Raw genomic sequence first — 16,588 nt, forward strand, 5'->3', positions numbered from 1 at the left:
TAACCCGGCGGATCACCAGCGGTAGTGAGCGAAAGCCTTGTTGGATTCGGCCATCTTGTGCATGTCCTCGCGCTTCTTCACAGAAGCCCCAAGGCCATTGGACGCATCCAGGATTTCGTTCATCAGACGATCAGTCATGGTGCCTTCACGGCGCTTGCGTGAAAAGTCTACCAACCAACGCAACGCGAGAGTAGTTGCGCGGTTCGGCTTCACCTCGACGGGCACCTGGTAGGTAGCGCCACCAACGCGGCGAGAACGCACTTCGAGCGAAGGACGAATGTTGTCCAGAGCGCGCTTTAGAACGGCAACCGGATCCTGGTCGGTCTTGCCGCGGACGCCTTCGAGGGCGCCGTAGACGATGCGCTCCGCCAGCGACTTCTTACCATCGAGAAGCACGCGGTTTACGAGCTGAGTGACGATTGTCGAACCGTATACGGGATCAACTGCTAGCGGACGCTTGGGAGCTGGACCTTTACGAGGCATAGTTTACTTCTCCTTCTTTGCGCCGTAGCGGGAACGAGCCTGCTTGCGGTCGCGCACACCCTGGGTGTCTAGCGAGCCGCGAACAATACGGTAGCGGACACCGGGAAGGTCCTTTACACGGCCACCGCGCACAAGCACGATGGAGTGTTCCTGAAGGTTGTGGCCTTCGCCGGGGATGTATGCCGAAACTTCGATGCCAGACGAAAGGCGCACACGGGCAACCTTGCGCAGAGCGGAGTTCGGCTTCTTCGGGGTGGTGGTGTACACGCGGGTGCACACGCCACGGCGCTGCGGGGAGCCCTTTAGCGCAGGTGTTGATACCTTGCTACGCCTGGACTGACGACCCTTGCGCACCAACTGCTGAATAGTAGGCACTACGTCTCCGTTGTTAGAAAATGAAATGTATAAAGTTTAGCTCCGGCGTCCTTGGGAAAAACCCTAACTTTTGATTACCGCCCCTGGGCAGCGTCGACCGCCAGGGGCCGGCCCGCCCAGACTGGCTGTACTGGAACGTCCGGAGCCTCAACGGTAGAAGCCCGATGCCACTAAAGTGGCGAAAAGCGGCAACCCGACGCATCGGGTACCAGCGTCAAGATTACGGGCTAAGTGTCTACCCGTCAAAGGTCAGCCCACATATGTGAGTAAATTTACTCTGAATGTATAGCTCGAAGGCACAAACGCTCAGGCAGAAGCGCAGATAGGGTTCCACAACCGGAGACTTTAAAAGCGAAAGGCCCGGGCCCCACGAGGGAAGCCCGGGCCTTTCTGCGCTATTTACAACCCGTTGCGGAAGGCGGTTTCAAAGTTGATTCCGGCTAAGAAATCATCGTCCACCTCGCCAACGCGGAAGTCCTCTTCGGACCAGCCCACGTTCGCCATTGCCTCGGCGGTAGGCTCAACGGAAACGTGCTGGTAGTTGGTGAGGCCGGTACCGGCCGGAATCAACTTACCAAGAATGACGTTTTCCTTCAGCCCAAGTAGTGGGTCGTCCTTGCCGTTCATAGCAGCCTCCGTAAGGACCTTGGTGGTCTCCTGGAAGGATGCAGCCGACAGCCAGGAATCCGTAGCCAGCGACGCCTTGGTGATACCCATGAGTTCAGGGCGCCCAGCGGCCGGCTTGCCGCCCTCGGACACCGTGCGACGATTTTCGTCGCGGAAACGCATGGTGTCTACCAACTCGCCCGGCAGCAGCTTGGTGTCGCCAGAATCGAGCACTGTCACGCGGCGCAGCATCTGCCGCACAATGACCTCGACGTGCTTGGCGTGAATGTCCACGCCCTGGGAGCGGTACACTTCCTGCACTTCGTCGACCAACTGCTTCTGCGTGGCATTGACACCGAGCACACGCAGTACCTTCTTGGGATCAACGCGGCCTTCGACCAGCTGCTGGCCGACAGCAACGTGGTCGCCGTCCCCCACCAACAGCTTCTGGCGGCGCGAAACCTCGATCTCGAGATCGGCTTCGCCATCGTCGCGGGTGATGGTAACCACTCGCGGCCCATCGGCCTCGTCGACGATCTTCACACGACCAGCGGCCTCGGTGATAGCAGCTTCGCCCTTCGGAGTACGGGCCTCGAAAAGTTCCTGTACACGGGGTAGACCCTGCGTAATGTCGGAGGCACCCGCAGCACCACCGGTGTGGAATGTACGCATAGTCAGCTGAGTACCAGGCTCACCAATCGACTGGGCCGCAATAATGCCGACAGCCTCGCCAATGTCAACGCGCTTGCCGGTTGCCAAAGAACGACCGTAGCAGGCTGCACAGGTTCCAACAGAAGATTCACAGGTGAGCACCGAACGCACCTTGATGGTGGTGATGCCGGCGTCGATCAGCTTGTCGATCAAGGCATCGCCCACGTCGGCTCCAGCTTCAGCAACAACGTTGCCCTCGGCGTCGACAGCATCCTTCAGCAAGGTGCGCGCAAATGCAGTGGTCTCGACAATGTCGGAACGCACTGCCTTGCCGTCCTCGCCAATGGAACCAATGTTCATGGTGAGACCGCGCCGGGTTCCGCAGTCCTCCTCGCGAACAATGACGTCCTGAGACACGTCGACCAAACGGCGGGTCAGGTAACCGGAATCTGCAGTGCGCAACGCCGTGTCGGCCAGCCCCTTACGGGCGCCGTGAGTTGCGGTGAAGTATTCCAGAACCGTAAGACCTTCACGGTAGTTCGACTTGATAGGACGTTCGATCAGCTTCTGCTTCGGGTCGGACACTAGACCACGCATACCCGCAATCTGGCGGATCTGGTCCCAGTTACCACGAGCACCAGAGGAGACCATGCGGAACACGGTATTGCGAACCGGGAAGTTCGCGCGCATTGCCTCCGCCACCTTCGCGGTGCATTCGGTCCAAATTGCCACAACTTCGCGGTAGCGATCCTCGTCGGTAATAAGACCGAGGTCGTAGTTCGACTGGACGTCCGCTGCACGCTTTTCGTAGTCGGCCAGAATGGTCTTCTTGACAGCGGGGCTGACGACGTCGCTAAAGGCAATGGAAATACCAGACCAGGTGGACCAGTGGAAGCCAGCGGCCTTCAGGGCGTCAAGCGATGCCGCAGTGACTACCTTCGGGTACCGTTCAGCGAGAGTGTTGACGATGGTGCCAAGCATCTTCTTGTCTACGACCGCGTCCACGAACGGGTAGTCCACCGGCAGGGTCTCGTTCAAGATTGCGCGCCCCAGGGAGGTCTCGAGTACCACGGGGTCGCCGGCCTGCCACCCTTCGGGAGCCTGCCAGCCAGCTGGCGGGACAATGTCCTCGAAACGAATGCGAGCCTTGGCGTTCAGATCGAGCTCGCCCAGGTCGAACGCCATGATCGCCTCGGCTACCGAAGAGAAGTAGCGCAGCACCGGGTTGCCGTCCTCGTCCTTCTTAACCTCGACTGCCGGATCCGGCTCCGAGGACAGGTGGAACAAGCCGATGATCATATCCTGCGAAGGTACCGTCACGGGACGGCCGTCAGACGGCTTCAAAATGTTGTTTGCCGACAGCATGAGGATGCGCGCTTCCGCCTGTGCCTCGGCTCCCAGCGGCAGGTGAACTGCCATCTGGTCGCCGTCGAAGTCGGCGTTGAAGGCGCCACACACCAGCGGGTGCAGCTGGATTGCCTTGCCTTCAACCAACACCGGCTCAAATGCCTGAATACCCAGACGGTGCAGCGTAGGTGCACGGTTGAGCAAAACCGGGTGCTCGCGGATGACCTCGTCGAGGACGTCCCACACCTGGGAGCGCTGACGTTCCACCATGCGCTTGGCAGCCTTGACGTTCTGGGCGTAGTTGTGGTCGACCAAGCGCTTCATTACGAACGGCTTGAATAGTTCCAATGCCATCTGCTTGGGCAAACCACACTGGTGCAAGTGTAGCTGCGGACCAACCACGATAACGGAACGACCTGAGTAGTCCACGCGCTTGCCCAGCAGGTTCTGGCGGAAACGCCCCTGCTTGCCCTTCAGCATGTCGGAAAGCGACTTGAGTGGACGGTTGCCGGGACCCGAAACCGGGCGCCCACGGCGACCATTGTCGAAGAGGGCATCTACAGACTCCTGCAGCATGCGCTTTTCGTTGTTGATAATGATCTCGGGAGCACCCAGATCCAACAGTCGCTTCAAACGGTTGTTGCGGTTGATCACGCGCCGGTACAGGTCATTCAGATCCGAGGTGGCGAACCGGCCCCCGTCTAACTGCACCATGGGGCGCAGGTCCGGCGGAATGACTGGGATGCAGTCGAGAACCATGCCCTGTGGCGAATTACCGGTGCGCAGGAAGGCATTAACCACCTTCAGGCGCTTCAAAGCGCGAGTCTTGCGCTGGCCGGTGTTAGTGGCGATGGTCTCGCGAAGAGATTCAGCTTCGCCCTCAAGGTCGAAGTTTTCTAGGCGTTTCTGCACAGCAGCTGCACCCTTCGAACCCTTGAAGTAAATGCCGTAGCGCGAATCGAGCTCACGGAACATCAGCTCGTCGCCCTCGAGATCGCCAACCTTCAAGTTGACGAACTTATCCCACACGTCGTCGAGACGCTTCAGGGTCTGCTCACCCTTGCGGCGAATCTGCCCCATTTCCTTGTCAGCAGCCTTCTTCAGCTTGTCCAGCTGAGACTTGGTGGGTTTGCCTTCGGCCTCAAGAGTGGCAAGATCCTTCTCGAGCTTTTCGGCACGCCTATTGATGGCGTTGTCAACCCCTTCAGAAACGCGCTTGATCTCGACCTCAAGCTCGCTCCGCAGCGAAGGCAAATCCGCGTGGCGGGCCTCCTCGTCGACCTCGGTGATCATGTAGGCAGCGAAGTAAATGACCTTTTCCAGGTCCTTCGGAGCCAAGTTAAGCAGGTAGCCCAAACGGGAAGGGACACCCTTGAAGTACCAGATGTGGGTAACTGGAGCTGCCAGCTCAATGTGGCCCATGCGCTCACGACGCACATTGGACTTGGTTACTTCGACACCACAGCGCTCACAGATAATGCCCTTGTAGCGCACACGCTTGTACTTGCCACAGGCACATTCCCAGTCGCGAGTAGGACCAAAAATACGCTCGCAGAACAAGCCGTCCTTTTCGGGCTTCAGAGTACGGTAGTTGATTGTCTCGGGCTTTTTGACCTCGCCGTGAGACCAGCCGCGAATATCTTCTGCAGTAGCAAGACCAATGTGTAGTTTTTCAAATGCCTTTGCGTCCATACCGACTCCTTAAATCTCGTCCAGCGTGGAAGATGCAGCGTTCGGCCTGGCGCCGAGGTTAATACCCAGCTCCTCGGTTGCGCGGCCCGCATCATCTTCTTCGTCGCGCAGCGAAACCGCCGCGCCTTCTGCGTCAAGTGCCTCAACGTTCAGGCACAGAGAACGCATTTCCTGGATGAGCACGCGGAACGATTCGGGAATGCCCGGTTCCGGAATGTCGTCACCCTTTACGATCGCCTCGTACACCTTCACGCGCCCGACGATGTCGTCAGACTTTACGGTAAGTAGTTCCTGCAGGGCGTAGGCAGCACCGTACGCTTCCATTGCCCACACTTCCATTTCGCCGAAGCGCTGGCCACCGAACTGCGCCTTACCACCTAGTGGCTGCTGGGTGATCATCGAGTACGGGCCAGTGGAACGGGCGTGAATCTTGTCGTCCACCAAGTGGTGCAGCTTCAGCATGTACTTGTAGCCAACCGCAATCCGGTACGGGAACGGCTCGCCAGAGCGGCCGTCGAACAGCTGGGCCTTGCCCAGGTCGTTGACCATTCGCACCCCGTCGCGGTTAGGCAGAGTGCAAGTGAGTAAGCCATTCAGTTCTTCCTGCTGCACACCGTCGAATACCGGGGTGGCCAGCAGTGAGCGCGCCGGGGCCTTCAGGCCATCCTTGGGCAGCAGCTTGGTCCACTCCTCGTTATTCTTCAGCGCCTCTGTGGCATCCCACCCCTGCGAAGCGATCCACCCTAGGTGCATCTCGAGTACCTGGCCGACGTTCATACGACCGGGCACGCCCAGCGGGTTCAAAATGATGTCTACCGGAGTACCGTCCTCCATGAACGGCATGTCCTCGATGGGCAGAATCTTAGAAACCACGCCCTTGTTGCCGTGGCGGCCAGACATCTTGTCGCCAACCGTGATCTTGCGACGCTGGGCAACATAAACGCGCACCATGTGCTTGACACCCGGGGGCAGTTCGTCCTCGTCGTCGTTGAATTCGCGCACGCCAATCACAATGCCGGACTCGCCGTGCGGAACGCGCATCGAGGTGTCGCGTACCTCGCGGGCCTTTTCGCCGAAGATGGCCCGCAGCAGGCGCTCTTCGCTGGTAAGCTCCGTTTCGCCCTTCGGGGTGACCTTGCCAACCAGGATGTCGCCGGAAGTTACCTCGGCGCCGATGCGAATGATGCCGCGCTCGTCGAGGTTAGCAAGTGCGTCCTCGCCCACGTTGGGAATGTCGCGCGTGATCTCTTCAAGGCCCAGCTTGGTTTCGCGGGCGTCAATTTCGTGCTCTTCGATGTGAATCGAGGTGAGCACGTCGTCCTGGACCACGCGGCGCGACAAAATGATCGCGTCCTCATAGTTGAGGCCTTCCCACGACATGTAGGCAACCAGCAGGTTCTTGCCGAGGGCGAGTTCGCCACCGTCCGTTGCGGGACCGTCCGCCAGCAGGTCGCCTTTTTCGACGCGTTGGCCGACCTCGACTGCAACGTGCTGGTTGGAGCAGTTGCCCGGGTTGGAGCGCTCAAATTTCTCGAGCTTGTACACCTGGTGGGTGCCGTCGTCGTTAGCCACGGAAATCGAGTCAGCATCCAGCTCCTCGACTACGCCAGCCTTGGCAGCCACCACGGAATCGCCGGCATCGAGGGCGCACCGCCGTTCCATGCCGGTACCCACCATCGGGGCCTCGGTCTTCAGCAGCGGCACAGCCTGACGCTGCATGTTTGCGCCCATAAGTGCACGGTTAGCGTCGTCGTGCTCCAGGAACGGGATGAGGGCGGTCGCGACCGAGCACATCTGGCGCGCCGAAACGTCGATGTAATCAACGTCCTCGACCGGCACCAAGGTGGGGTCGCCACCAGCGATACGGCAGACGACCTCGTCCCCTTGAATGTTGCCGTGCTCGTCCATAGGAGTAGACGCCTGAGCAATGAAGTGGCCATTCTCGTCGTCTGCGGTCAGGTATTCGACATCGTCGGTAACCTTGCCGTCCACAACGCGACGGTAGGGGGTCTCGACAAAGCCGAACGGATTGATACGCGCATACGAAGCGAGCGAGCCGATCAGACCGATGTTGGGGCCTTCAGGAGTTTCGATAGGACACATGCGCCCATAGTGGGAGGGGTGCACGTCGCGAACTTCCATGCCAGCGCGGTCGCGGGACAGGCCACCGGGGCCGAGGGCGGACAAACGGCGCTTGTGGGTAAGCCCGGCAAGCGGGTTGTTCTGGTCCATGAACTGCGACAGCTGGGAGGTGCCGAAGAATTCCTTGATAGCGGCCACGACCGGGCGAATATTGATCAGGGTCTGCGGGGTGATCGCCTCGACGTCCTGGGTAGTCATGCGCTCGCGCACGACCCTTTCCATGCGGGACATGCCCGTGCGCACCTGCACCTGGATCAGTTCGCCTACGGCGCGGATGCGACGGTTGCCGAAGTGGTCAATGTCGTCAGTCTCGACGCGCATTTCCACTTCCTGGCCCTTCTTCACACCGGGGAAGGTGCGCTGGCCGGCATGGATCGCAAGCAGGTACTTGAAAGCGGTGATGATGTCTTCGAGGCGCAGAGTTGACTCGTCCAGCGAAGTCTCGAGCCCAAGCTTCTTGTTGATCTTGTAACGACCAACCTTGGCCAGGTCGTACCGCTTGTCGTTGAAGTAGAAGCCTTCGAGCAGGGAGCGCCCTGCCTCAGCCGAGGCAGGCTCGCCCGGGCGGATCTTTCGGTAGATGTCGGTTTGCGCATCCTCGGTGGTGCGGATACCTTCCGGATCCTTCTCGAGGGTTTCGAGCATTACCGGGTAGTCTTTGAATTCGGTGCGGATCTCCTCGGGGGTCATACCGAGGGCGCGCAGGAAGATAGTGGCCGACTGCTTGCGCTTGCGGTCGATGCGCACGCCCACGTTCTCGCGCTTGTCGATTTCCATCTCGAGCCACGCCCCGCGCGACGGGATGAAACGGCAGCCGAAAATATCCTTGTCAGAGGTCTTGTCGGCAGTGCGTTCGAAGTATACGCCGGGGCTGCGAACGAGCTGGGAAACAACTACGCGCTCAGTGCCGTTGATGATGAAGGTACCGCGCGGGGTCATTAGCGGGAAATCGCCCATAAACACGGTCTGCGACTTAATCTCGCCGGTGTTTTCGTTGACGAATTCGGCGGTAACGAACAGCGGCGCCGAATAGGTGTAGTCCTTTTCCTTGCACTCGTCGATCGAGTACTTGGGCTGATCGAAGTAGTATTCGCGGAAGGAAAGCGACATGGTCTCGCCGAAATCGCGGATTGGGCTAATTTCGGCAAACACTTCTTCGAGGCCAGACATCGCTGGGAGTTCGTTAGAACCCGATGCCTGGGATTCTTCTACTCGCTCTTTCCACGCCTCGTTACCAAGCAGCCAGTCGAAAGACTGCATCTGCAAGCCCAGCAGGTTGGGCAGCTGCATTGGTTCTTGAATCTGGTTAAATGAGATACGGCGGCGTACTGCCGGTGCGTCTGAGGTGCTCAAGGCAGCCAAAGGTGTCCCTTCCTAAATGGATGGTTGCGCACGGCGTCGAACTGGCCCCTAACTGATACTGGGTTCAACCGCACCTTGCGCTCATTTAAATGCGGGACTTCCAGCTCACCTCGGACACAGAACACGCGAACTAGTAGATTAGCTTTTTCTTTCACTAGTGTCTATACTGAACGTTTCTATTGTAGGCAGTTTCACACCACCCCGCCGCGCGTTGCTAATCCGACACACTTTTGTTCAACCCTGAAGGAAAGTTCAGATATCATTGACGGTTGTATATCCCCGTCTAGATCGGTGTTCCATGGCCCCTTTGTCCTTTTTCTTGAGGCAACTACTCCTAGGAGTGTCTGCAGCCCGGGCCATGGCCGCTACCGACCCCGCTCTATTGGCTTTGCAGGCCTGCCGCCGGATGCCGCCCAAGATAGCTAATCTTTTGGCCGTGCCGGCCCAAAAACTACCTTCGGGGCCCGTAATCTGCCAGCTTTTGGCGCGCAATTTAGAAGGGGCAGCAAACCGAGTTGGCGCCCGTCCCACCAACCAGCTCGAAGCGGCAGTACTAGCCCTAGCCGGACGTCCGGTCCCACCCACTTTTAGGGCTGCCCACGCCAGGTACCTGCAGCGCCTCGGACGCCTGCCCGAGGCGGTCGAAGCTGCCCCCCGCCGGCTACGCCCTCGCCTGCAAGCTATCGCCGCAGTGCAGACGCCGCGTTTTCAACTACACCCGTCCTCGCTGGCCTCCCGCAGCTATCAGATCCCAACCGGGCGCCACCGCGTGCTTCACGTGCTGACCAATTCTCTGCCACACACCCAGTCGGGCTACACCTTGCGGTCTCAGCAAATCCTTGCGGGCCAAAGGCGCCAGAACATGGCGGTGCGGGCCTTCACCCGTCTGGGATACCCACTAGTTATAGGCAAACTCGCCCACGCCAATATAGAACAACTCGGCGGCGTCGAGTACGGACGCATCCTCCCGGGGCGCTGGCCCGCTTTTCTACCTGCCAGGTTACAAGCCCAGGCTGAGGCTCTGGCGCAGCAGGCAAACACATTTGCGCCAAACGTTTTGCACACCACCACCGATTTCAAAAATGCGCTTATGACCCGCGCCGTGGCCGAGCGTTTCGCCCTCCCCTGGGTATACGAAATGCGCGGAGAGCTAGAAAGCACATGGCTTTCCAAACTACCTCCTGCCGCGCGCGAGGGCGGACAACGCACCTGGCAGTATCGCACCCTTGCGCGCAAAGAAACCCAACTAGCCAACGCGGCCAGCGCCGTGGTGGTGCTGTCGAAAGTGCACAGGCAACGCCTTATTGACCGCGGCGTAAATCCGCAAAAAATTTATGTGGTGCCAAATCTTCCAGCCAACCCGCCCGCTCCCTGTTCTAAGGCACAAGCCCGCCAACAGCTGCGGCTACCGGATGGCGAATACCTGTTTGGCTCCATTTCTTCGCTCGTGCCCTACGAGGGCTTCGAGACGGCGATCTTGGCGCTCAAAGAACTAAAGCGGCAAGGTAGGCGCGCCCGCCTGCTGCTGGTCGGATTCGGAGAATCCCTGCCTGCTCTGCGAGCCCTGGCAAAGAGGGAGCAAGTAGCCGACTTAGTCGATTTCGTAGGGAAGGTATCCCCGCAGCAGGCCAGACTGTGGTACAAGGCTTTAGATTGCTTTGTAATTCCCCGCCGCGACGAACCAGTGTGTCGCACCGTCACCCCAATCAAGGGGATGGAGGCGATAGCAGCGGGCACGCCAATCGTCAGTTCAAACCTCCCCGCGCTAGCTGAGCTCACTCCACCTGCGCCCTCGGGCTATTTAGTAGAACCGACCGACATAGCCACGTGGGCCAAGACCATTTGGCGGGCAATGACTCAACCGCCGCTTGCCCCGCCCCGCCTACGGACTTGGGAAGACAACGTGAAAATTTACGATTCCATCTACCAGAAAATTCGGGGGCTCTAATGGCTGGCAAGCGAAGAAAACCAGAAGCGGACATTCCAGCCGTAACGCACCCCCCAACCCGGCCCCGAAAGAGCGGCGGCGAAGTGGGCGTAACCGAGGACATGAACAGTTGGCTTTCCGAGATTGCCATAGATACGTCCCCCTACGGCATAACGTATTTGGCCGACTGGAACCTCACTCCCGTAGTCGGCCGTCCACCCCTTCGCACATACATCAGCCAACTGTGGCAGCGCCGCCATTTCATCTGGCAAAACGCTAGGGCACGCGCATTTGGCAAATCTAAAAATATGCTGCTCGGACATATCTGGCTAATTTTGCACCCCCTTTTAGACATTGGCATATACGGATTGATGTTTGGCCTCCTGCTGAAGACCTCCAGGGGCGTGCCCAGATTCGTTGGCTATTTAGCAATAGGCGTTATTTTCTTCGCGTTCTTCACCTCGGCACTAAACGGCGGCTCTAACCTGATTAGAGGCGGACGCAATCTAATCCGTGCCTTTACGTTCCCCCGGGCGGCGCTAGCATTTTCGCTATCCGTACGCAATTTTGTGGACTCCCTGCCCACTATCGCCACCCTGCTAATCTGTCTGGCCATCGGCTACGGCACTAACGCCTTCGGGCCTACCTGGTTGTTTCTAATCCCCCTTTTGGCCCTCCAGCAGCTCTTCTGCACGGGACTGATCCTCATAGGCGGCAAGCTCTGCCATATGATTCCCGATTTGGGCGCGCTAATAAATTTGCTTTCCAGATTTTGGTTCTACGGCTCCGGCATTTTCTTTTCGGTCTCGCGCTTCGAGCACTACCCTGTTGCAGTCACGTTGATGGAGTGGAATCCGGCTTACCAGTTCCTAACCGCGTACAGGGAGTGTTTGCTTTACCAGCGCGTCCCCTCAGCCTCACTTTTTGCCGCAATAAGTGCCTGGTCCACAGGCGTATTCGTATTTGGCTTTATTTTCTTCTGGCAGCGGGAGGTCGAATATGGCCGAGAACAATAAAACGGGCGTAGATGTTCCCCTGGGACCAATATCGGTCTTGGTGAATAACATTTCCGTCACCTACAAAACCGAGGTAAACGACGCCAAAGCGCGCGCGGCGCATTCATTGCCTGCAAGGGCGGCCATGCGGATTATGGGACGCAATCCCCGCCGGCAGGTGCACGCCCTATCCAACGTGTCTTTGGCAGTTCGCTCGGGTGAAGCGGTGGGGCTGGTAGGGCTAAACGGTTCTGGCAAATCCACCCTCTTGCGAATTATCGCTGGCGTAGAGACCCCAACCGAGGGCGTGGTAAAGGCTTCCTCGCAGCCGGTTTTGCTGGGTGTGTCTGCGGCCCTCATCCCCGACCTTTCCGGTTACCGGAACATCAAGTTGGGGGCTTTCGCTATGGGATTGAGTCCCGCCCAGGTGGAAGAAGCTATCCCCCGCGTGGCGGCGCTGGCAGACATAGGGGACGCGCTTTACAGGCCCATGCGCACCTACTCCTCGGGTATGGGTTCTAGGTTGCGCTTTGCTATTGCCACGGCATCGCGTCCAGATATTTTGCTTATCGACGAGGCTTTGAATACTGGCGATGCAGCGTTTAGGGAACGCTCCGAGGAGGCCATGACAAAGATGCGCAAGAACGCGGGCACTATGTTCCTCGTTTCTCACGCGGCCCAGACGGTAGAGGAAATGTGTACCAGAGCGATTTGGATACACAAGGGGCGTGTTATTCAAGACGGGGACGCCTACTTAGTTGCGCGCAACTACCGCAAGTGGTCGTGGCTGCTTGCAAAGGACCAGCCCGAGCAGGCTCAGCAGATTTTGGCGGCAACGAAGGCGGCCTACAGCGAACCTGATCTGGTGGAACTTTCCGAGGTCGAAGCCTCTGCGAATCGCCGTCACGGCTTGGGTTAGCTCCCCCACTGGGCTAGTTTTATTAACTAGCGGTTATACACATTTGTTGAAAGAGGGCGCTATGGCTACGGTTTCCTACTTTGATTTCGCACTGGTGGATAACACCAGGTTCGAATTTCAGGTGCGTGGAGAGGGGAAGGACTTTTGCTGTTACTTCGACTTCGGGCGCCCGATTGTGCTCACCGACAAGACTCTGACCGCCACCTTGGCAATTATTTCGGGGAGAGCCTTTGACCGCATAGAGGTCGGCCACCCCCTGCCCCCAGACTGTGTGGAATTCCTCCGCAGCTTCTGTAGGGCAGAAATTGTCCCCTCTGCCTCAGCACCGAATTTGGCCGTCCCCTACGTGCCCCAAAAAAGTGGAAATATCGGCCTGTCATTTTCAGGAGGTTTCGATTCCCTGGCTGCCTGGAAGCTGCTGCCGGCCCAAAACACCACTTTGATCAGTTTAGATTTCGGCGGCAGGTTCTCGAGGGAAGCCCAGTTCTTCACTAATTTCCCCGTAATTTCCGTAAAGACAAACCTGGTCGCCGCCAGATTCCACACCCACACCTGGGCCTTCATGGCCCTGGGCGCTATCTTGGCCGCCCCCACCCTGGGCCTACAGACGCTCTCGTTCGGAACAATCTTAGAAGCTAGCTCGGCCAACATGACCTTCAGGGGACTGGGGCAAATAGAGACAGGCTATCCCGTCTTCGACTTCTTGGGCCTGACCTGGTACAACCCCGCCCTCGGCCTTACCGAGATTGGGACTGCACTAATTTCCGCCAAAACCCACCCCGAACTGCTGTCTGAGTCGCTGAAATCGCTGGCGGAACCAGGGACCGAAAAACTCTACCGCAAATGGGTACTGCTAAGGCTCGTCGAACGACTCACTGGCCAGAGCCTACCTGTGGAAGAACCCCGCCGCCCCTACCCCCAACATCGCGTGCCATTCGGTTCTTCCTTTACGTCGCATATGTTGTCTTTCTACATGAGAAAACACCTGGGTGCGGAGGTGGCCGACATATTCGTTTCAGACGTGCCCGCCGCCGTAGACGAGTTCGTTGCCCGGGCCGATTTGACCTTCTTTGAACGCTACAATTCGAACTTCTTACACAAAGTTCCCCCTAGCTACCGCCCCGGATTGATAAAGACTCTAGCGGGTTTCGGTATTCTGCCCTACACCGAAAAGGACTTCTTAGAATATCAACGCACCCTACAGCTGCTGAAAGATGCCGAGGCTAAGCTTGCTGGGCAATGATTGTGCGCAGCTGCTTCAAGATTGCCGCAGAGTTGCCCGCCTGGCACTTGTAGGCCACGTTCGCCTTAGCTAGCGAAGAACCCGGTTCTACCAGGGCCCAAATATCGCGCCCCGCTCCCAAATAGTCAGCGTACTTGGAGGGCAGGAACGGGTTTATGGGCATGGTGTCGAGGCATATGGCATCGTTCAGCAAGAGTACTTGACATTGCTTGCAAACATTCAAGAATTCTAAGTAGGGTAAGTACCCGTTCACGTAGGTGAGCAAGTCGATCCCGTAAGAGGTAACACGTTCTTTTACCTCTTTAGGTTTGTTACAAAAGACGTGGAAACGTACCTTGCGCTGCTCTGCCTGCGACAAATTTCGCAGTGCCACAAACACGTCGTCCAGACCACGATTTTTGTAAAATGCCCCGAAGTAGGCGATGTTCACAACCCCCGAGGGCATCTTATAGTCAGATTCCACTACCTCGTAGGAGGCGGCGGGAGGGGTGGGATGGTGGCGCACCGTAGCTTTCGCTTTTACCAGCCGCCGAATATCGTCCGGGTAGTCGGCAACCATGTAGTCCAACTGGTTGTCGTTCGTGAAAATGAGTTCATCGGCCGCGAGAAACGTACAAATCTCGATCAGCTCAAAATATGAATTCTGCTCAAGCAACTGGTAGCCCTGCTGCGACAGGTAGCGCAGCATCATTTTTGACATGTCGCCCTCGCTAAAGGTGCCCGAGCGCAGGTTCCCCGTAACGTCCCGCCGCAGCGGGTCCGAAAACTCGGCTGTCCAGCGTACTTGAGGGTGGCGCCGTTTGAACAGGAATGCCGCCACGTGGGAGGCCGCCCACAAGGCCCTCGAATACATTGTGCGGTATCCGCTTCCAGCTGCCGCCTGCCGCTCGGCTACCGCAACCGCCTGGTGGGCAAATGAAACCGTGGGCTCCCAGCCCGAAAAAGACACGGGCGCGTTGACCACAGACTTATGCTCAATCCAGCGGTCGGCGATCACGGACAACGACTGGTCTTTGCGACGCAACTTGGACATGTCGTTGCTAATAACGTCGGAGATCGCACCGAGGTCGGCAACCACCTTCGCCGCGACCGTAGCGGAAGTGTCGGAAAATGGCGAGAAACAGTAGGCAAACACCAGGTTCGTAGCCTTGCCCTCGTTTACCTTCTGCCAGGGAAATGCCAGCAGTGAACGCTCGGCAAGATCGGCTTCCACCAAGTCGGCCTTTTCGGGATACGCCTGCAAATAGCGCACCGCAAACCCGTATTGAGCGCTGATTAGAGAGGTGATTACCGCACTATTTTCTGCCTTGCGCGCCTGCTCTAAAGCCCGCACGCAGTCCAGCCGTGCCCGCACGTTGAAAGCGTAGGAGACCTCTTGGCGCGAAACTGAATCGGGAGTAAGGAAGCGCAGGTAGGCGCCGCCTTCCTGATCCGGAAAGTGAAAGTGCAATCCCTTGCCCGCGAGCGCGCTGGCAAAGTACACTACGTCCTCGCCTGATTCTAAGTCTTCGCGGTAGCTGAGGGCGGCCGCTATCTTGGCTGGCAGCAGCTTACAGGCGTTAAATCCCAGCATCCACGGGACCGAATCGACGGCTACTTCTTTGCCCGCATTGTTGTTTATTCGATCTGCGAGGGAGTTTTGAGCTTGGGGTGCACTGCCCACATAGTTCACTATTGGGGCTACCGAGATTACGTCCTTACCGGCGTGGGCCAGCAGCTGCTCCAGAAAGTGCGGTTCTACGGCGTCGTCGGCGTCGACGAAGGTGACGTAGGCTCCCCTAGCCATCGAAAGGCCAATGTTGCGGGCCCGCCCCGCCCCCTTTCGGTCGGCTCTGACCCAGCGCAGATTGGAGTACTGGTTTTGCTGGCCGAATTCTTCCAGCAGCTTGCTACTGCCGTCTTCAGGCCCGTTCAAAATTACGAGCACTTCGTAGTCTGTTGCAGGCAGGCTCTGGCTGCCCAGAGAGGTGAGGGTGCGCCCGAGCGTTGCAGCGGCATTGTAGGCCGGGACGATCACGGATACCCGGCACGGATGTTGTTCGAGCGGGAGCGGGCGCAGCTTTTGGTTTTGGTCTAAGTGCTTAGAAAGGGACGCGATCTCGGCGTCTAGGGCGCCGGCGTCTAATAGCAGGCGGCGAACTTCTTCGGGTACTTCTCCGGTGCGTTTCACTTGTTTCCTCCGCGCGCCCACCATTTAAGTGTTAGCGAGCCCAGTTTTGATTCAGCCAGCGATTTGTACCGGGCGGCCAGCCTGTCCTTTTGGTTTTGCACATCTTTGAGTTTTTTGAGTAACTGTTCCCGGTCTTGGCCCTGCCCTTCCGGGATTTTGGCGACGGGCGAGGGCGAAGCTTCCTGGCGGTGGTTGCGCACATATTTGAGCAACCCCAAATATTTTTCTTCGACCTCTTGGCCCGTGCCAGTTTGCAGGGCTCGCCCCGGCGCGGCGAGCGCGTCTGCCACCCAGCGGCTTATGACCGAGGGCGCCGCTTGCCCCCCGATTTGGAATAGCCACATGCCAGCTGCGCCCTCGTAGGCGCTGGCACCGAGCGAGCGCAGCATCCGCATCCAGGACAGCACCCAAACGTTGTCGAATTCCGCAGGTGGGGAAACTGCCAAAAAGGCTGCGTGGGCGCCGTCTTTGGCGAGCTCGGCAAGGGGAAAAGCAAGACTGGGCTCCTGGCAGCACAGCAGGATTTGGCTGACCCCGTCGAAGGTTTTCTCTTCCCGCTCCCCTAATACCGCGATACGGCTTCCCGCCGGCAAGTCCAACTCAGCTAGTTGCGGAGCAGGAAATTCTTCTACTAGTACGAGTGTATTTGCCGCGCTGTCTACTAGCCCGCCCATGG

The 16,588-nt window shown here is 58.3% G+C and carries 10 protein-coding genes; 4 read left to right on the top strand and 6 right to left on the bottom strand.

Annotated features, from left to right (window positions below; translation table 11 throughout):
• Window positions 1-12 precede the first annotated feature (12 nt).
• The 4 genes from rpsG to rpoB all read right to left on the bottom strand — a co-directional run bounded on the left by rpsG (window position 13) and on the right by rpoB (window position 8,658).
• Window positions 13-483, bottom strand: a complete 471-nt coding sequence (gene rpsG / locus G437_RS0103005) for a 30S ribosomal protein S7 (protein ID WP_024331117.1) — start codon at window positions 481-483, stop codon at window positions 13-15.
• Window positions 484-486: 3 nt separating this feature from the next.
• A complete protein-coding gene (gene rpsL / locus G437_RS0103010; protein WP_004805669.1) occupies window positions 487-858 on the bottom strand; it encodes a 30S ribosomal protein S12 in 372 nt (123 codons plus the stop codon).
• Window positions 859-1,257: 399 nt separating this feature from the next.
• Entirely contained in the window at window positions 1,258-5,154 is a 3,897-nt protein-coding gene (locus G437_RS0103015) for a DNA-directed RNA polymerase subunit beta' (RefSeq protein WP_024331118.1), read from the bottom strand.
• A gap of 9 nt (window positions 5,155-5,163) precedes the next feature.
• Window positions 5,164-8,658: a DNA-directed RNA polymerase subunit beta gene (gene rpoB, locus G437_RS0103020; protein WP_024331119.1), complete on the bottom strand. Its 3,495-nt coding sequence runs from the start codon at window positions 8,656-8,658 to the stop codon at window positions 5,164-5,166.
• Window positions 8,659-9,016: 358 nt separating this feature from the next.
• On the opposite strand from rpoB, the gene G437_RS10485 reads away from it, so the two are divergent.
• The 4 genes from G437_RS10485 (at window position 9,017) to G437_RS0103040 (ending at window position 13,742) form a co-directional block, all read left to right on the top strand.
• Complete coding sequence (locus G437_RS10485; RefSeq protein ID WP_024331120.1) at window positions 9,017-10,606, top strand: glycosyltransferase family 4 protein; 1,590 nt, start codon at window positions 9,017-9,019, stop codon at window positions 10,604-10,606.
• The gene (locus tag G437_RS0103030) at window positions 10,606-11,601 is read left to right on the top strand and encodes an ABC transporter permease (RefSeq protein WP_024331121.1); all 996 of its coding nucleotides are present in this window, start codon (window positions 10,606-10,608) and stop codon (window positions 11,599-11,601) included. Before G437_RS10485 ends, G437_RS0103030 begins: the two co-directional genes overlap by 1 nt.
• Window positions 11,585-12,499, top strand: coding sequence for an ABC transporter ATP-binding protein (locus G437_RS0103035; protein ID WP_024331122.1), 915 nt, complete (start codon window positions 11,585-11,587; stop codon window positions 12,497-12,499). Before G437_RS0103030 ends, G437_RS0103035 begins: the two co-directional genes overlap by 17 nt.
• A gap of 61 nt (window positions 12,500-12,560) precedes the next feature.
• Window positions 12,561-13,742, top strand: coding sequence for a hypothetical protein (locus tag G437_RS0103040; RefSeq protein ID WP_024331123.1), 1,182 nt, complete (start codon window positions 12,561-12,563; stop codon window positions 13,740-13,742).
• Here G437_RS0103040 and G437_RS10875 read toward each other — a convergent pair.
• Together G437_RS10875 and G437_RS0103050 are read right to left on the bottom strand one after the other, a co-directional pair.
• The gene (locus G437_RS10875; RefSeq protein WP_024331124.1) at window positions 13,723-15,912 is read right to left on the bottom strand and encodes a glycosyltransferase; all 2,190 of its coding nucleotides are present in this window, start codon (window positions 15,910-15,912) and stop codon (window positions 13,723-13,725) included. The genes G437_RS0103040 and G437_RS10875 overlap by 20 nt on opposite strands.
• Entirely contained in the window at window positions 15,909-16,586 is a 678-nt protein-coding gene (locus G437_RS0103050; RefSeq protein ID WP_024331125.1) for a hypothetical protein, read from the bottom strand. The genes G437_RS10875 and G437_RS0103050 overlap by 4 nt, the downstream gene beginning before the upstream one ends.
• Between the last annotated feature and the right edge of the window lie 2 nt (window positions 16,587-16,588).

The organism is Winkia neuii subsp. neuii DSM 8576 (assembly GCF_000420405.1).
GTDB lineage: Bacteria > Actinomycetota > Actinomycetes > Actinomycetales > Actinomycetaceae > Winkia > Winkia neuii.

Bases quoted from the DNA above. Each gene is read 5' to 3' on its own strand.
- rpsG (WP_024331117.1), bottom strand. From the start codon at position 483: ATGCCTCGTAAAGGTCCAGCTCCCAAGCGTCCGCTAGCAGTTGATCCC.
- G437_RS0103015 (WP_024331118.1), bottom strand. From the start codon at position 5,154: ATGGACGCAAAGGCATTTGAAAAACTACACATTGGTCTTGCTACTGCA.
- G437_RS10485 (WP_024331120.1), top strand. From the start codon at position 9,017: ATGGCCGCTACCGACCCCGCTCTATTGGCTTTGCAGGCCTGCCGCCGG.
- G437_RS0103030 (WP_024331121.1), top strand. From the start codon at position 10,606: ATGGCTGGCAAGCGAAGAAAACCAGAAGCGGACATTCCAGCCGTAACG.
- G437_RS0103035 (WP_024331122.1), top strand. From the start codon at position 11,585: ATGGCCGAGAACAATAAAACGGGCGTAGATGTTCCCCTGGGACCAATA.
- G437_RS0103040 (WP_024331123.1), top strand. From the start codon at position 12,561: ATGGCTACGGTTTCCTACTTTGATTTCGCACTGGTGGATAACACCAGG.
- G437_RS0103050 (WP_024331125.1), bottom strand. From the start codon at position 16,586: ATGGGCGGGCTAGTAGACAGCGCGGCAAATACACTCGTACTAGTAGAA.